Source organism: Roseobacter phycocola (assembly GCF_042055075.2).
Lineage (GTDB): Bacteria > Pseudomonadota > Alphaproteobacteria > Rhodobacterales > Rhodobacteraceae > Roseobacter.
The window spans coordinates 2,500,406-2,514,791 of record NZ_CP194010.1 but is presented as its reverse complement, the minus strand read 5'-3'; the positions used below and the strand labels follow the sequence as shown (position 1 = coordinate 2,514,791).

Here is a 14,386-nt window from a genome sequence, read left to right as displayed (position 1 = left end):
GTGACAGAAAAGAAACTGAAAAAAATACTTCTGGTAGATGATGACCGCGTCACAAACCTGCTGCATGAAAGGCTTATCAGCAAGGCAAGCGTCGCTGAGCACGTCGAAGTCGAAACCGACGGCGCGGCCGCGCTTGAGCACCTGCAGCGCGTTGACCGCCATGAAACAGATGCGCCGGATCTGATTTTTCTGGACATTAACATGCCCCGTATGAATGGTTTCGAGTTCCTCGACGCCTACGGCAAACTGCCCGCCACGCAGCGTAACCGCCACATGATCGTCATGCTGTCCACGTCTGAGTTGCAGCGTGACATGGCGCGCGCCGAGGCCGATCCCAACGTGCACCGTTTTGTCCCGAAACCACTTCAGCAGGACGAACTGAGGGTTCTGGTGTCAGAATGCCAGGCTGGCCGCGCTGGCTGAGTTCACGTGGCAGGCGCGAGACCGTCAGACGACTGATCTTGAAATACTTCGCTGAATGTTGTGCGCAGAGCGACGTCCAGATCGTCCATCGTGACTGGCAGCCCCAGATCAACCAGGCTGGTCACTCCGTGTTCACTGATCCCGCAGGGCACGATCCCGCTGAAATGGGACAGATCGGGGTCCACATTGATCGACAGACCGTGAAAACTGACCCACTTGCGCAACCGTATGCCAATTGCAGCAATTTTGTCTTCGGCAACGTGGCCGGAAGCGGTTATTGGTTTTTCCGGTCTTTCAACCCAGACGCCGACCCGTCCATCCCGGATATGCCCGGCGACATTGAAGGTCTGCAGCGTAAGGATTACCCATTGCTCAAGATCCTGCACAAACCGACGCACATCACGGCCACGTTGATCGACGTCCAGCAGCGTATACACAACGCGCTGACCGGGACCGTGATAGGTGTATTGTCCGCCGCGCCGGGTGTCATAAACCGGAAAACGATCAGGATCAGTCAGGTCTGCTGCGCGCGCTGAGGTGCCGGACGTGTAAAGCGGCGGGTGTTCTACGAGCCAGATACACTCACTTGCCCGGCCGGCGGCAATGTCCGAAGCCCGCTGTTCCATCCAGGCCTCGGCTTCCCGGTATCCGGTGAGCCCTTCTGATATCTGCCATTCAACCATCCTGATCCGTTTAGCCCGCGGTGTTGCCCTGCGCAATCAACCGGAAAGGTCTGAAATCAAAAATTTGGCTCTTCACAATGTGTCGGTGCCGCTGTAAAGACCTCTCACCATTCAGTGCGGATGTGGCGGAATGGTAGACGCGCAGCGTTGAGGTCGCTGTGGGGTAACACCCGTGGAAGTTCGAGTCTTCTCATCCGCACCACAAAGGACAGCCTGTCCAGAACACTCACCTAAAGCTTTGAAAAGTAACGAAATTTCTGCGGTTCTAGGTCCTTCATTCCGGTGGTAAATTATACGGTCTGCGAAGACCAGTTTGAGCACCAATCGACGCATTGCGGTGCTGCCATTTTGCCATATTTTCCAAGGGTTTGCGAGGAAAGTGAGCGCCGGTTCTAGTTTTTCATCGAAACGACCGGCAGGGACGCCGTTATTTGATACGTTTTCGCGTAATCGCGCCTGATCGCGCGCGATTTCTCCCAGCTTTTCTTCGTAAGCCTCAATGACTGCGGGATCCTTGGCCTCAACCAGGCGACTCATCAGCCCCTCTTTTTGTTTTATTAAGGCGCGCAGCTGCCCCTGTGCGGCCTGCGTCTGTTCTTTGAACTGCGCGAGGCGTGCGTCCCATAAATCGCGGAACATCGCGCGGGCAACAGCAAAAAGACCATTTGTTGGCTGGAGTTCTTTGATCAATGCGCCAACCTCACCTTCGATCTGGTCGCGCGGAATGGATTTCCCGTAGTGGTCGCACTTTGGTGTCTGGCACAAATAGTAAGCGTAGTATTTTGACCGCCCCTTTGAGAAAGACGAGCGCAAGGGCACGCCACAGCCGCCACAGGCCACAACCCCGCGCAAGGCGAAATCATTGCCGATGTTGGCGCGTTTGGGTGCTTTGGCGGTACCAGCACGCCGTTCCTGCACCTTGTCAAAGACGTCCAATGAGATGAGCGGTTCATGCGGCGCTTTGAGCCAGCTGATGCCGTAGTGTTCCGAACAGATGTGCCCGGTATAGATCGGATGAGTAAGGATGTCGGTGACCCGCTGCTGTCGCAAGACCCCCTGTTTGAGATGTGGGAAGTCCGGGAAGCTCTCCAGAAAGACTTTGACCTCGGCTTGCGTCTGGAAACGACCGTTGGCATAGCCCTCGAAGGCTTCGCGGATAATCCTGTCAAATGGCGGATTTGGCGCCAGCAGTTTACCGTGGCCCTTTATGATCTCGTAGCGGTAGCCAACAGGGGGATTGTGGATCCAGTAGCCGTTCTCCATGCGGGCCCGCATTTTCTGCGCGACCTGCCGCCCGTTTTGCTTTCGTTCAAGTTGGCCTTGCGCTGCCATGATAGTTTCAACGAACTCACCTTCGGGCGAATCTTCAAACTTAAAGTTCAAGCATTCGCGCCGGGCGCCACGCACCTCCATCTCACGGCGCAGCCGAAGATGGAATTCGGTGTCCCGAGCATAGCGCTTGAGATCATCAAAGATGACGATGAAGTTTTCATCAGGCTGCGCATCTAAGAAGGACAAAAGGGCGACCATGCCGGGCCGCTTCATAAAATCGCCGCCCCCGGTGAAGGTGTCTGGAAATACAGCTGCGACGGCATAGCCTTTTGCTTCTGCGTATTTTTCGCAGCGGGATTGTTGGCTCTGCAGGCCGTGGCCTTCAAGCTCCTGTGTTCGCGAGCTTACGCGACAATAAATGACGGCTTGTTGTCTTGCATTTGCATACATTATGGCTCCTTTCGGTTCGGATGTTTGGGGGGAGCCACTGTTTCAGGCGCTGTCTCTTCGCGGCAGATATAGTTTACCACATTATCCATGCCGACGTCGCTGTTTTTGTGGAATTTTTCCCCAGGCGCTATGTTGAGACCTAAGTCCACAAACTCCGCCATAGCCAGCCAGAGCGCTTGCATAATCAGCCCGGTGTGCAGGCCGGTTTCATCCGCAGAAAGCAAACCGCCATAGGTTGCGACAAGACTGTCTGGGTCCTGCGCGCTCGGCAAAATGTCATGATCCTTTTCGGGCATATCGCGATCCTTTCACTACAAGAGAAAAAAAGGGCGGTCTTTCTGCAAGACCGCCCGTTCTGCAGGGCTCACAGCTCAGCGCTCCAGGCCTGGGTCAGAACGCTGGTTGGAACGGTTGTTTTGAAACCGGCCTTGCCGCTCCTCCCTGGACGGCGCCTTGTTCTGGTCGCGATCCAGCGACAGTTCCCGACGGCGCTCGACGATGACATCGTGGGATTTGTCCGCCAGCTTGGCCACGCGCAACAACTCTCCGCCGCCGAAAGAATGGCCGTCTTGCAGACGTCCGTCGCGGTCTTCATAGGTTTTAGCCAGAGAGACGGAGTGGTAGATATCTCCCTTTTCATTGGAGTTTTCCCAAACTACAGCTTTCAAGCGCCCATCGCGTAGGGTGGTCAGTGGCTGCCTTTGGTCAGTTTGTTGATCCATGGTGGATCTCCTTTCTTCATGGGGTTGGTTAGGGATGTTCTTTCGCACGACCCCACACGCGCAAAAGAACAATTAGTGAACATATCACAAATAGGAATAAAATCTCAAGGAATATTGTTTTTTCATAATGAGTTACGCGAATTCTCAGTGCCGCGTTATCGTGTCGAACGTTTGTGTCAGACGCTCAGAGGCCTTCTCGATATCCGGACCCTGCTGGGAAGCATCCCGAGCCGATTTCTCAGGGGCGTAGGTGTCCACAAAACACCTGAGGTTTTCCAAAAGCTTTTCCGCACGCTCCTCGCGCATGTCCTGCAGCTCCAGCCCTCGATCAGACTGGGCAAACTCTTTCTGGGCAGCCTCAACCCGTTGCGCGTAAGACCGGCTGTCTGGCGGCAGTTCGGGCTTTAGCTCCGGGAAAGGTTCGACGTGTTTGTCGACGTATCGCGCTTCGGCGATCTTATAGGCACGATCGGCGAGATCTGCATGCTCGTCGAGATTGGCAAGACGCGCCTCACAAACGGCGCGCTCCGCCTCGTCTTTGATGCCCGCGATGCGGTAGCGCAGCTTTTCAAGCTCTGGAATTTGCGTCGATTGATCGTGATCTGATACGATAGATGATTGTTTTTTATCATCAATTTCATCGGAGAATGACGCCATGACTGAACCCCCAGACTTAAAACAATTTCAGGATGAATTTTTGCACCACGTGAGTGCCCGTGCGGATCAGGCTCTGCTTGCGGGCCTTGATCACGCGACGGTGGCCTACATACTGCGTATGCTGAGTACTGAAGCTGCCATCAAGGGCGGCCCGGACGTGCTCTACAAGCACAGCCTTCTGATGCAGAATGAAGGAGAAGAACTGCGCGCTGATTTTCATCAGCGCTTTCCGGATCTGGATATCGATGCGCTGATGCAAGGAAAGATCCGCCACAAGTAACCAGACCATTTGGTAACCCCTTTTTCCACAAAAAGACCTGTGCCGCTGGTATATTGCGGGAAGTCGGCGAAGGCGGCGGGCACTTTACGGGCGACAACCGGGCGGTATCTCCGGCCGCGCCTGGTCATAACCTGCACTTTGTCCATGGGTGGGTGGTACGGGTTTGGCAGATAGCGCCCATCCATCCATATCTCATGGAAGTAGAAGGGAAGTGCGCCCCAGGTGGGATGCTGTCCATCGGTGAGCATGAACATGGATTTTGCGGGCATGCGGAGCACTTCATCCGTGGTCCAAAGCATCCGCTTGTTCAGCGTAACAAAGGCCGTCTCGCGACGCTTTTGCTGAAGCTCGAGGAACAGGCTGTTGAGACTGCGCCCGCCGAGGAAGGACCCAATAAGGCGCACCAGATCAACCAGGGCGCGTCCCTGATCCTGAGGATCATTGTGCTCAAAGGTGGCCTCGCCCAGCAGCTTGGAGACATGCTCCGCGCTCTCCAGGTCGCGAATGCCGAAGTAAAGTTGGACTTGTGCGGAGGAAAGGATCTTGCGTTGTGCGTTTTTGGCCAGATCATTCATTTGACTCACGTCCTGAAAGACCGCGATAGGACGGACCCCGATGCCAGCGCCAATAGTGAACAAATCGGCGATTTCCGGATAATTTTTGAACCTAGCGGCTTCATCAATAATCCACGTTTGACGCGGGGCGTCCGGCGCCTTGGCCTTGAGCGTACGCATGGTGGTCAGGAAGCTTTTCATCACTGGCGCCCATAGATCCACCATGTCTTCCTGGCACATCAGAAAGAGCTGATGTTTGCGCTCACTGGCGCTCATGTCTTCCAGTCGAAAATCAAACGGCGCCGAGACACTCCGGAGCAATTGCCTGTCCGAGAGGCAACTGAAGGCCGCAGCCAGTTCACCTAGCACGCCTCTCCAGCCGCCGCTTGTATCGGTCTGCGCCGCTTCGATTTCTGCCGCCAGCGTGCGGACTTCAGCAAAGCTCGACGAAGTCATCTCGGCGCCGTAGGGGGCCCATGGTTTGCCGCCAGCCTGCAGAGCGAGAATGCAAAAGTAGAGATCCGGCAGGGTCAATACGCCGATGGCTTCGATAAGGCTCAGCGCTAGGCCCTCGCCGAGACGGCGGGCAGTCATCTCAAAATACTTAGCATTGCCTGCGCCACTTTCGGGCAGCATGCCAGCGAGATACTGTTTAAGATCGGAGACGAGTGATGGGCTCGACCAGCGCAAATTGCCCACCGGGTTGATGCGGTGCTGCGGAAGGCCGAAGCGCGCCTGCGGGTTCCAGTAGATGCAGTATTTGTCGTCGGGGGTTTGATCCTGGCTGATGGCAGCCAGTTCACATTTTATGTCGACGGCGACGATGGTCTCCGCGCTCAATATCCTCTGACAGATATTGTAGCCGAGCAGGCCTGCCAGCTTTCCAGAGCGTGCACCAGCAACGATGACAACCCCGCCAGGACCTTTGTACCAGAGCCTGCGACCGAACGCTTTGCCACAATAGATGGCATCATCGCTGAACTCAAACCATCCGTCGGCCTCCAGCTCGGCCTCATATGAGAAACGGGCCGAACCAAAGAGACCGTTTTCCCGCTGCGGGTCAGATTTCATGGATCAATCCCGCCAATTGCCAAAGAACAGCTTGATGATGGCGATGATACCGCCAAGCGAGAGCATCAGGAAAAACAGCGCCCGGGTCAGGGCAAAGAGGAGGACGATCAGGATGACACTCCAGAGCCACGGGGCAAACTCCTGCATGTCGGGGCTGTAGCCTGAGAGGACGTGCCGAGAGAGCCAAGACCAACTGTGCTCATAGGCAAAAGGGAAGGCAACAAAGGTGGCGAGTGCAGCTACCCCTGTGCCCAGTAGCGTGACAACGCCGGCAAAACCCCCGCCGCTCATGACGGCACCGCTGTCATGACGGCGTCGCGCGCAGTCATGATCTCCCTGCGCAGCTGGTTAAGATGTCGCGCCGTGCCCCATATGGCCCCCATCTGCGGCGTGCCGCGAAGATCACGGCTCAAAAGCTTCATGTGCCCGAGCGAGACACCGAGTATGGCGAGCACCGGAATGCCCACTGCCAAGGCAAGGAGCTCCTGTGGATAGAGCAGATCATGAAAGCGCCAGGCGAACGCGCAGCCGCCGATCAGGCCAAAGACGCCCAGTGGCAACAATGGCCGTTCGACCGAGACCGCGCTGATCAGATCAAGCCGGTAGCTCACACGCGGGGTGGTGAATGCCGTATCTGTCAAGTTCCATGCACCAAAGATCATTGTGTGTCCTCCGACAAAGCAGCGCAAACGGGGCTGCGGAGTGTGTTTTGGAGCTCCTGATCCCGGTTGGCGACCTTGGGCAAACTCACAAAGCGCACTGTCGCGGCGCGGACGGCATTCTGGATCATACTGTCCTGCAGGTGCATGGTCTTGGCGCAGCCGCACTGCGATCCTGCCTTGGCCTGAATGCGCTGGATCCGCTGCGCGTTGACAGCATCGATGCGCTCGCGGGCTTCGTGTTCCAGCCTGCGCGCTTCCGCACTGAGATCCGGATCGTTCAGGTCGTTGCAAACCGCTTGTCCGAGGGCCGCGATCTCGCGGGGCAGGAACGACAGCTTGCCAACCTCCGTGCTGCAGCGCCGAACCGGGATGACTGCGCGTGGCTTTTGTCGGGCGGCAATATCGGCACGGGCATTCGCAACGATATCTTTTGCGCAGCGGGCCTCCCAACCTGACAGATCGATTTCACGGCTGGCCATCTCTTGACCCAGCACAAGGCTCGTCCCCGCAACAACCGCAGCGGCAAGCAAAACGCCTCCGCTCAAAGACAGCCCTGATGTATCAAATGACATTTCAATCATCCTTTCTGTTTGAGTTTTATTGGAGGAATGACCTCACACCCCCGCTATAGCGGGGGCTGGGAAGGCGGGTGGGCGGGTTCCGGGCGGATTACGCTGGACCGCCATTAAAAAACACCCGGGCAATGCCGGGTGTCTTTGATGTAGCAAAAAGGACTGGCTTAGCTGGGCCAGGGGCACGCCTTGGCGGCAGCTTCGACTGCGCTGAAGGTCAGGTTGAGTTGATCCAGTCGTTTCAGGTCTGGCGCCGTCAGTTCCGCGGGTCCGCTTTCCATCTCCGCAATTAAGAGATCATCATCCGGCCCTCCCATATCTCTGGCCATATGACAGACTGAGAATTGATGACCTATCCGGCGCACGGGAATATCGTAGAAGCTCGAGACCACGACATACCATCCATTGCCTGCGGGCTCATGCTCCCGCACCGCTTCTGGATCTTGCAGCGCTCCGAGTTTCTTTTGCCGGCGCTCCCATTCCTCGTTCAGCGCATCAAGCTCTGCGCGGGCTGCAATCAGTTTTTCCCGAATGCAGTCTTCTCCCAAGCCGAAGAAGCAGCGGATTTCTTTTCCGAAGGGGACTTCTTCGACAATTGCCCGGTTGGCAACACTCAAAGCCACCAGCGCGGTTGTAGCGCTCAGGGCGCTCACTGTGAGGGTTGTGGCGATCACCTTTGTCAGCATCGTATCGTTCTCCTGTGGAAGCAAAAAAGCCAACGCCACTGGTGGCGTTGGCTTTAGGGTAATGGTTTGGATGTTTGTCACCGGGCGACTACCGGGCGGATTGCGGGCGTCCGATCATGAAGGCAAGCACCATAAACAATTGGAAGTAATCAATTCCCACCGCCGCTGCCAATTGCGGCCATAGGTCCAGACGCGCCTTCCAAACAGCTTTGATCAGCGAGATGCGCGCAGCCTCTGGCAGTACAGGCACCGGCTTTGCAGCAATGGTCGCCGCGATCGCCTTGTAAACCTCACCTGTTTCTTCCACGGAGCGTTTCAAGCCGGTAATCAGTTTCTGTTGGGTTGCACCAAAAGCCCCCGAACTCACGCTCGGCGGTGTAACTGCGGCGGCCATAACACCATGCGCCGTGTTCAGTGTCTGGGTGAGGTCATCCGCAGAGGCAAGGCGCAGCCAGGCCTTCGCATCACCCACATAGGACAGAAAAGCTGCTTCGCGTTTAAACACTGTTTTATTGTGATCCCAGATGACCATGTCCAACTTTGAGAGAAGCCGGGTGATCTCATCCGCACGCATCTCAGTGGCTTCGACGGCCTGTCGCATGGCCCGTACCGTCGCGGTAGACTGTGTGCAGAGCAGTTCGAGAATTCCGGTGACCGCGCCGGGTCCTTTTGATCCTGTGACTGTACCACGCTCGCGTTCGCCTTTGGCTTGTTCACAACGGCTTTCTGCTTCGCCCTGAAGCAATCCGATGTAAGGTTTGATGGCCAACCCACGCTCAAGAGTCGCCGAGATTGCGGCCTCATAGGCCGCACTAGTGGTCTCCATGTGGGTGATCAGAGCGTCCGCCGCGCCGAGGGCGATGGCATTGTTTGTGGTGGAAACCGAGAGCATCCAGAATTGCAGTGCAATGATCAGGACAAGCCCGGCTACGATTTTTGCAACGCCGCGCAGCATTGGTAAAATGGACATCATTACCCACCAGGCCGTCACGATACCCGCGGTGATACCAATTGCCAGCAGGCCAGCTGTCGCGACGGTGGCAAAGCTCTGACCGCCCACGCGCAGGTTAAGCAGATAGGCGCCCTCAAACGTCATTCCGCCCGAGATAAGGCTGAGGAGCAGAATGACCGCCGCCACGATAAGCTGCAGGAACGGATAAAGCCGTGCATACTTACGGTCTGTTTCCAGAGTATTGTTTACATCTCTTTCCATGATGAAGTCTCCTTTGAAGCGATGCTTCAAAGTGCGACGCATGAAAGGAGAAGGCGGGCGGGTTCCGGGCGGGTTTGGATTCTGCTCAGCGACCCTTAGAGGGCAGGGAAAGATCGAGGCCGTTTAAGTCCATGCTATTTCCAAACCCACTATCAAGGTTTTGCGTGTCCGCGCGGGCGGGATCCGGGCTGGGTAACCGCTGTTTGACCGCTTGCGGTACATCTTCATTCATCAAAGACTCAAGATCATCAAAGTCATCCGCGCTCAAACCGCCTTGATCGATCAGAATCTGCGCTTGATCCAACTTGCTTTGGTATTCCAGCAGATCTTGCCGTTCTTCTGAGATTTTCTGGTGATGTTCCTTTGCTGCAAGCCACGCTTCAGCTGTCGGGTAGCGATCATCAATCATATCAGGATCAAGCTCATCGGCCCCGACCTGCGCGCCATGTTCGTCGATGACCGTGATGCCATCTTCTGATTTAAAGACCCTGCGGCCATCCGGCAGAACGAATGCTGTGTCCAGCAGCAGCTGAAGCCGGAGGTTTGCTTCATCCAGCCGTTCCTGGTTATCCAGCAAAGCTTCGATTACCGCGCTTTGGTGAGTCTCAAGTCGGTTATTCAACCGCCTCAGGCGTGCCGCATATTGTGGGTTGTCCAGAACCAGGGCCGCCAGGATCACGTCTGATGGTTTTGCCTGATCTGCTGCGACCTGTTCTTTCCGTTTGTCGATCCGTTCTCCTTGTTGGCGGAACCCCTCATCAAGTGCCGCCTTGTCTTTGGAAGTTTTCGCCTCACGGACCAGTTCCAGTGCTGTTTCAAAATCTGCCATTATACCCCACACCTGCGTTGAATAAGTGCGCTCAGCACCGCGGCTGGATCACGGTCCTCGAATTTCGCAAAAGCTGCCATGATGGTATCCATCGTACCGTCTTCTTCGTAAAACCAGCTGTAGATGCAGGTTGTCCCATCTGAGCTGCCCTGATCTGCACGTTGTTGGACAAAGGCCAGTCCCTGCACGATGCCGGAGACAAAGCTGAACCGGTCACCTGGATCCATGTCGAGTGCGACGAAACCCGCATTCAGCGGTTCTGCCTCCGAAGGCGCTGGACCGAACGCCAGCACCAAGAAGCCAGTAACTCCGATAGTTTTCGCAATTCGACCATGCAACATAAGGCACGGTTTTTGTTGTAAAATTTGTAACGCGCCTCGAATTAAGGTAATATGAAGTTATAGCCTGAAAACCTGGAGAAATTGCTGCATAGGGCAGCCAAGAAACCGGAGTCGGGCAGGGACACGAAAGGGGTCCCTAACGTGGCGCCGACATGCGGTTGTGTGTCTCGCTGAAAGGCTCAACCATGAAGACCATTGGCTACCTGCGCGTCAGTACCCAGGATCAAAGCATCGACCGGCAAGTCGATGGGCTCCGAGACATGTGTGATGAATTGCATATTGAGTACGCCTCAGCTGCAACGATGAAGCGGCCCGTCTTTGACATGATTGTACAATCCTTGAACCCGAAGGATACGCTTTGCGTCCTCGATCTGGACCGTGCCTTTCGCTCTACATTGGATGCGATTGAAACGGCAGACAAGCTGCAGAAACGCGGGGTTGGCCTGCGCATTGTCAATTTGCAATTGGACAGCAACACGCCTGCTGGGCGTCTCGTCTATGTGATAATGAGTGCTTGCGCGGAGTTCGAAAGGCGGTTGATCTCACAGCGTACAAAAGAAGGCATGGCAGCCGCCAAGGCTCGTGGGAAAAGTATCGGCAGACCGCCAAAGCTGAGTATCAATGACCTTCAAACTGCCGCCCGCCAGATCGAGGGCGGCGCGAAGGTTAGAGATGCCGCCGAGGCCTTGGGGGTTGCGTCGTGGTCGCTTCGAAGGGCTTTGAAGCGCAACGGCGTTCTGCCGTGAACACTCCCCAAAAATCCTGTGCGCCCGCTTTCCACGGGCGCACAGATAGATCTAAGGTCATTCCCAGAATCGTGGCGTGCGCAGCGCCAGATCCATGAAGTGGTAGCGATCATACAAACGCATTTGCGGCCTCGGTGGATCAAATGCAGCACAGCGTTTCAAAAAGTTAGAGAACCAGCTGCTGTCACAAGAGAAGCGATCTTTAACCCCAAAGTTTTCCTCGATTTCAAAGCCACATGCTCTTTCAACAGCGTCTTCCGGGATTTCGAGTTGAACCCAGCTGCCCTCGTTGTCACACGCCATGTAAAGGCCGCCACGGTTGAGAAACTCAACGATGGTGTTCGCGCAATAATGAGGGAACTGTCGTCGGGAGATATCGCGACGAATACATTCGAGGCCAAGTTGGAGAATGTATTCGCGCACCATCAGCACCGAGTGTGGGGCAGCCCAAACCTCTGGTGGCCCATTTGAGTTGACGGTCTCGGGCGGTGCAAAAGTGAGATGGGTTGGAAGCTCGTAGAGGTTTTGGGTTAGGCTCAGGATTCGTTTCTGGAGCTCAGGTGAGAGGACGGGTTCGCCGCAACAAGGGCAAGGAAGTCTATCTTTGGACATGTGGAGCACCTCCATGATGCAATTCTTCGATTGCACGCAATGCGGCGATAAACTTCGGTCCAGTCAGGTAAAAATTGAGCAGAATAGACATTGATGCCTCCCTCAGGAATGAGAAATTGTTCAGGTATACGTGATGTTTGCGCTGGTATCCTGCCGGAGACATTGCAGCGCTTGGTGCGCTGAAAATTTCCCAGCGCGACGACAGCTCGATTGCTTCGAAATCTTTTGGATCCTGACTGGGCACATGTCAGGTTGATTCAACTGTAAGTCGCTTGTTTATCCAGCGTCAACAAAAAAGTTCGCAAAAAAGTGTGGTGTTAGGTGTTTGGCGGTTGAAGCGCGTCATATTCTCTTTTTCGAAGAACCGACTTGAGACGTTTTTGTTCAACATCTGGAAGACGTTCAAAAATCCTTGGCACGAGAAGTAGGTCGGTTATCTGCTGTTTTGTCGGAAGATGAAATGGCGCTTCGCCATTTGCCCTCACCCAGTTGTCTAGAGCCGTAAGGCACTTTGGGTCCAGCTTTGAGAGATGCTGTCTTCCAAAATATCCGGTCAGGTATCCGTGTTCCGCATAAACGCGCTGCATGAATTCGACAACGTTTTCATTTGCATCATCACGTTTTTCAAACAGCTCTGGCGCATAGTGTGGTCGAGGGTTCAAGATGTCTTCGATCTCGGGATCGCGTTGAAACTGTGCCGCCAGTCCTGTGACTCCCGACGCCTCCTCTATCTCTTGTGCGAAGCGTTGCTGGTCCTCAATTGGCAATTGACTGAAAGCTTTAACGAGTAAACTAAATTCCACTGGATATTGATACGTCAATGATGCTGATATATCAAGAATTTCTTTTGAAAATCTGTCACTTACGAGGTGATCCAGCTTTGATCTGTTGCTCCGCTTGGATTCCGAAAACGCCAGATAAACCTCAAGGTCCCGCGAAGTTTCCGCTGGCCTTGTTTCCTTTTGGCGAGAAAGTGTCATTTCAATCATAAAAAGTCTCGCGCGTGGCTCGTCTGCGTCATGCTGCCGTAAGCATACCCAAATACAACGCGCCTGCCAAATTGGAGTCTGCTGAGCTATCCTTTGGGATCAGTGACGACTGCACAAATCTGTAAACATCGCGCTGTTCCGGCCATCTCATACCGGGTCGTGTGGACATAAGGCGCTTTACATCACCGCGGATCTCATTAATGAAGCCCGGGTTAGCCGCCAGCGGCCCACCTATCACTATGCAATGTGGCGCAACAATCCCAATACATGCCACACAAAGCTGTGCGACATAATTCGCGGGCGCTGCCCAGATTTCTTTGTCGGGTATCGCAATTAATTCCTGTCTGGTTTGCGGCGCCAAGCCAATCGCTTGGGCGCGTCTCAAAAGCTCTTTTGTTGTGACTAGGTCGCCAATCGATGGACCATATCTCTGTGGATGATCGCGGTACAGTTGTCGATCGGACGCTGTCAAATGAACCGGCGTCAAGCCCATTTCAGAATGGTAGGCTGAACCCCATGGTTGAAGGCCACGCACAAAGCCCCCACCAACTCCGTCGGTCAAGGTGATATAGAGAAGTACCTCGTTCGGTTTTAACTGTCGAAAGTTTGCCTCGGCGAGGGCACCCGCCATCGCATCGGTTTGTATCGATATGCGAGCGTCTGGAATACCATTCTCACTTAGGACGGTCTTGATTTCGTTGAAGAGATCGGCACCGGCAAAGGGTGGATCTGCCGCTTTTTTGTCCAAAACGCCATAGACTGCACGCCCGTTCGTATCAACTTTTTCTTCCGGGTCGAGAGATAAATACGGACCGTAGCAGGCGACACCTATGCCGCGTAGGTTTGGCGTATGTTCTACTATTGTCGTGCACAGATCCGACAGTACAGAAGAAGCATCGCAAGTATCGTCTAATAGTATCTGGCCTTCGGCCGTTAGCCTATGTGGCGGGATGCGGTTGCGAAGGGAGGAAACATTAAACTCAGTTTCTGCGGTGGCCGTAATAAATCGCGCCTGATGCCGCTCCAAATAGATACCAGCATAGTCTTGTTGTGAAGTCTGGCCACCCATACTGACGCTCCGTGAAGTTCAATGCAATGAAGGCCACTCTGTAGAAAAGCGGCAGTCGTCGCAACGCCACCCCGTGCTAACTGGACATATTTTACAAAATCGCCGCGCTCCAGACGCTTGGCCAAATAATGTTCAAGGTTCAAAGCTGACCAGCTTTGATGACGCCTAACACGATCCAGTTTGCTGTTTAAGCGACGGTAAGAAGAAATCGCTCCCGCGGAGACCAGACCATAACACTGCGCACCATCGTTCGTTTAACAACGGTGCATGCGTCAAAGCCGCAGAACGTACAGAACTTTAACATTGTGAGCGGCGAGCAAGTTGAAAAGGTACCATCTTAGCGCCTCTCCCATGATGTGAAGATTCATTTATGAGGTAAAGGATTGACCAACTTGTCAAAAGCAGTCGTTAGACTAGAGTTGCGAAAAAAAGAAAAGCCACAGGAAAAAAAGACCCTCCGCAATTTAAAAATGGGTAATTTTTCTTGACCTCATCCTGATCAGTCGACGGTCTATCAGCTTCAATTTGCCCTATATCATCATTGAGAATTTTCTC

General features: G+C 54.5%; 18 protein-coding genes, 1 tRNA gene and 1 pseudogene. 5 read left to right on the top strand and 15 right to left on the bottom strand.

Annotated elements, in window-relative coordinates:
* Positions 1-423, top strand: coding sequence for a response regulator (locus AB4K19_RS12280; RefSeq protein WP_375228645.1), 423 nt, complete (start codon positions 1-3; stop codon positions 421-423).
* Positions 424-425: 2 nt separating this feature from the next.
* Here the strand turns inward: AB4K19_RS12280 and lipB are convergent, their stop codons facing one another.
* Positions 426-1,106 carry a lipoyl(octanoyl) transferase LipB gene (lipB, locus tag AB4K19_RS12275; RefSeq protein WP_436397747.1) on the bottom strand — a complete coding sequence of 227 codons (681 nt, stop codon included), beginning with the start codon at positions 1,104-1,106 and terminating at the stop codon, positions 426-428.
* Between the two features lie 116 nt (positions 1,107-1,222).
* On the opposite strand from lipB, the gene AB4K19_RS12270 reads away from it, so the two are divergent.
* Positions 1,223-1,308 (top strand) — tRNA-Leu (locus AB4K19_RS12270).
* Positions 1,309-1,856: 548 nt separating this feature from the next.
* Here AB4K19_RS12270 and AB4K19_RS12265 read toward each other — a convergent pair.
* The 4 genes and pseudogenes from AB4K19_RS12265 to AB4K19_RS12250 form a co-directional block, all read right to left on the bottom strand.
* Positions 1,857-2,828, bottom strand: a pseudogene (locus AB4K19_RS12265) (recombinase family protein); the annotation flags it as partial.
* Positions 2,828-3,124, bottom strand: a complete 297-nt coding sequence (locus AB4K19_RS12260) for a hypothetical protein (RefSeq protein WP_436397744.1) — start codon at positions 3,122-3,124, stop codon at positions 2,828-2,830. The gene AB4K19_RS12260 and the pseudogene AB4K19_RS12265, both read right to left, overlap by 1 nt.
* Positions 3,125-3,199: 75 nt before the next feature.
* Entirely contained in the window at positions 3,200-3,550 is a 351-nt protein-coding gene (locus AB4K19_RS12255; RefSeq protein ID WP_375228642.1) for a hypothetical protein, read from the bottom strand.
* A gap of 144 nt (positions 3,551-3,694) precedes the next feature.
* Positions 3,695-4,207 carry a hypothetical protein gene (locus AB4K19_RS12250; RefSeq protein WP_375228641.1) on the bottom strand — a complete coding sequence of 171 codons (513 nt, stop codon included), beginning with the start codon at positions 4,205-4,207 and terminating at the stop codon, positions 3,695-3,697.
* Between AB4K19_RS12250 and AB4K19_RS12245 the strand changes: the two genes are divergently transcribed.
* Entirely contained in the window at positions 4,206-4,487 is a 282-nt protein-coding gene (locus AB4K19_RS12245) for a hypothetical protein (RefSeq protein ID WP_436397741.1), read from the top strand. The two genes, AB4K19_RS12250 and AB4K19_RS12245, sit on opposite strands and share 2 nt — an antisense overlap.
* Here the strand turns inward: AB4K19_RS12245 and AB4K19_RS12240 are convergent.
* The 3 genes from AB4K19_RS12240 to AB4K19_RS12230 are packed head-to-tail and all read right to left on the bottom strand — an operon-like array spanning position 4,427 to position 6,774.
* Complete coding sequence (locus AB4K19_RS12240) at positions 4,427-6,112, bottom strand: type IV secretory system conjugative DNA transfer family protein (protein WP_375228639.1); 1,686 nt, start codon at positions 6,110-6,112, stop codon at positions 4,427-4,429. The two genes, AB4K19_RS12245 and AB4K19_RS12240, sit on opposite strands and share 61 nt — an antisense overlap.
* A gap of 3 nt (positions 6,113-6,115) precedes the next feature.
* Positions 6,116-6,403 (bottom strand): hypothetical protein, encoded by a 288-nt coding sequence (locus AB4K19_RS12235; protein WP_375228638.1) that lies wholly within the window; start codon positions 6,401-6,403, stop codon positions 6,116-6,118.
* Positions 6,400-6,774 (bottom strand): hypothetical protein, encoded by a 375-nt coding sequence (locus AB4K19_RS12230; RefSeq protein WP_375228637.1) that lies wholly within the window; start codon positions 6,772-6,774, stop codon positions 6,400-6,402. The genes AB4K19_RS12235 and AB4K19_RS12230 overlap by 4 nt, the downstream gene beginning before the upstream one ends.
* A gap of 47 nt (positions 6,775-6,821) precedes the next feature.
* Here AB4K19_RS12230 and AB4K19_RS12225 point away from each other — a divergent pair, with 47 nt between their 5' ends.
* Complete coding sequence (locus tag AB4K19_RS12225) at positions 6,822-7,229, top strand: hypothetical protein (RefSeq protein WP_375228636.1); 408 nt, start codon at positions 6,822-6,824, stop codon at positions 7,227-7,229.
* A gap of 284 nt (positions 7,230-7,513) precedes the next feature.
* Here AB4K19_RS12225 and AB4K19_RS12220 read toward each other — a convergent pair whose 3' ends face one another.
* From AB4K19_RS12220 to AB4K19_RS12205, 4 genes are all read right to left on the bottom strand, one after another.
* The gene (locus tag AB4K19_RS12220; protein WP_436397739.1) at positions 7,514-8,032 is read right to left on the bottom strand and encodes a hypothetical protein; all 519 of its coding nucleotides are present in this window, start codon (positions 8,030-8,032) and stop codon (positions 7,514-7,516) included.
* Positions 8,033-8,120: 88 nt separating this feature from the next.
* Positions 8,121-9,245, bottom strand: a complete 1,125-nt coding sequence (locus AB4K19_RS12215; protein WP_375228634.1) for a hypothetical protein — start codon at positions 9,243-9,245, stop codon at positions 8,121-8,123.
* Positions 9,246-9,330: 85 nt separating this feature from the next.
* The gene (locus AB4K19_RS12210) at positions 9,331-10,074 is read right to left on the bottom strand and encodes a hypothetical protein (RefSeq protein WP_375228633.1); all 744 of its coding nucleotides are present in this window, start codon (positions 10,072-10,074) and stop codon (positions 9,331-9,333) included.
* The gene (locus AB4K19_RS12205; RefSeq protein ID WP_436397737.1) at positions 10,074-10,370 is read right to left on the bottom strand and encodes a hypothetical protein; all 297 of its coding nucleotides are present in this window, start codon (positions 10,368-10,370) and stop codon (positions 10,074-10,076) included. Before AB4K19_RS12205 ends, AB4K19_RS12210 begins: the two co-directional genes overlap by 1 nt.
* Before the next feature lie 230 nt (positions 10,371-10,600).
* On the opposite strand from AB4K19_RS12205, the gene AB4K19_RS12200 reads away from it, so the two are divergent.
* On the top strand, positions 10,601-11,161 hold the full coding sequence (locus tag AB4K19_RS12200) for a recombinase family protein (protein ID WP_375228631.1): 561 nt from the start codon (positions 10,601-10,603) through the stop codon (positions 11,159-11,161).
* Positions 11,162-11,218: 57 nt separating this feature from the next.
* Here AB4K19_RS12200 and AB4K19_RS12195 read toward each other — a convergent pair whose 3' ends face one another.
* From AB4K19_RS12195 to AB4K19_RS12185, 3 genes are all read right to left on the bottom strand, one after another.
* Positions 11,219-11,773 carry a hypothetical protein gene (locus AB4K19_RS12195; RefSeq protein WP_375228630.1) on the bottom strand — a complete coding sequence of 185 codons (555 nt, stop codon included), beginning with the start codon at positions 11,771-11,773 and terminating at the stop codon, positions 11,219-11,221.
* A gap of 317 nt (positions 11,774-12,090) precedes the next feature.
* The gene (locus AB4K19_RS12190; RefSeq protein ID WP_375228629.1) at positions 12,091-12,762 is read right to left on the bottom strand and encodes a hypothetical protein; all 672 of its coding nucleotides are present in this window, start codon (positions 12,760-12,762) and stop codon (positions 12,091-12,093) included.
* A 28-nt stretch (positions 12,763-12,790) separates the two neighbouring features.
* A complete protein-coding gene (locus AB4K19_RS12185) occupies positions 12,791-13,831 on the bottom strand; it encodes an ROK family protein (protein WP_375228628.1) in 1,041 nt (346 codons plus the stop codon).
* Positions 13,832-14,386 lie beyond the last annotated feature (555 nt).

Excerpts from the sequence above, each read along its gene's own strand:
- lipB (WP_436397747.1), bottom strand. The coding sequence starts at position 1,106 with ATGGTTGAATGGCAGATATCAGAAGGGCTCACCGGATACCGGGAAGCC.
- AB4K19_RS12260 (WP_436397744.1), bottom strand. The coding sequence starts at position 3,124 with ATGCCCGAAAAGGATCATGACATTTTGCCGAGCGCGCAGGACCCAGAC.
- AB4K19_RS12255 (WP_375228642.1), bottom strand. The coding sequence starts at position 3,550 with ATGGATCAACAAACTGACCAAAGGCAGCCACTGACCACCCTACGCGAT.
- AB4K19_RS12245 (WP_436397741.1), top strand. The coding sequence starts at position 4,206 with ATGACTGAACCCCCAGACTTAAAACAATTTCAGGATGAATTTTTGCAC.
- AB4K19_RS12250 (WP_375228641.1), bottom strand. The coding sequence starts at position 4,207 with ATGGCGTCATTCTCCGATGAAATTGATGATAAAAAACAATCATCTATC.
- AB4K19_RS12240 (WP_375228639.1), bottom strand. The coding sequence starts at position 6,112 with ATGAAATCTGACCCGCAGCGGGAAAACGGTCTCTTTGGTTCGGCCCGT.
- AB4K19_RS12235 (WP_375228638.1), bottom strand. The coding sequence starts at position 6,403 with ATGAGCGGCGGGGGTTTTGCCGGCGTTGTCACGCTACTGGGCACAGGG.
- AB4K19_RS12230 (WP_375228637.1), bottom strand. The coding sequence starts at position 6,774 with ATGATCTTTGGTGCATGGAACTTGACAGATACGGCATTCACCACCCCG.
- AB4K19_RS12220 (WP_436397739.1), bottom strand. The coding sequence starts at position 8,032 with ATGCTGACAAAGGTGATCGCCACAACCCTCACAGTGAGCGCCCTGAGC.
- AB4K19_RS12215 (WP_375228634.1), bottom strand. The coding sequence starts at position 9,245 with ATGGAAAGAGATGTAAACAATACTCTGGAAACAGACCGTAAGTATGCA.
- AB4K19_RS12210 (WP_375228633.1), bottom strand. The coding sequence starts at position 10,074 with ATGGCAGATTTTGAAACAGCACTGGAACTGGTCCGTGAGGCGAAAACT.
- AB4K19_RS12200 (WP_375228631.1), top strand. The coding sequence starts at position 10,601 with ATGAAGACCATTGGCTACCTGCGCGTCAGTACCCAGGATCAAAGCATC.
- AB4K19_RS12195 (WP_375228630.1), bottom strand. The coding sequence starts at position 11,773 with ATGTCCAAAGATAGACTTCCTTGCCCTTGTTGCGGCGAACCCGTCCTC.
- AB4K19_RS12190 (WP_375228629.1), bottom strand. The coding sequence starts at position 12,762 with ATGATTGAAATGACACTTTCTCGCCAAAAGGAAACAAGGCCAGCGGAA.
- AB4K19_RS12185 (WP_375228628.1), bottom strand. The coding sequence starts at position 13,831 with ATGGGTGGCCAGACTTCACAACAAGACTATGCTGGTATCTATTTGGAG.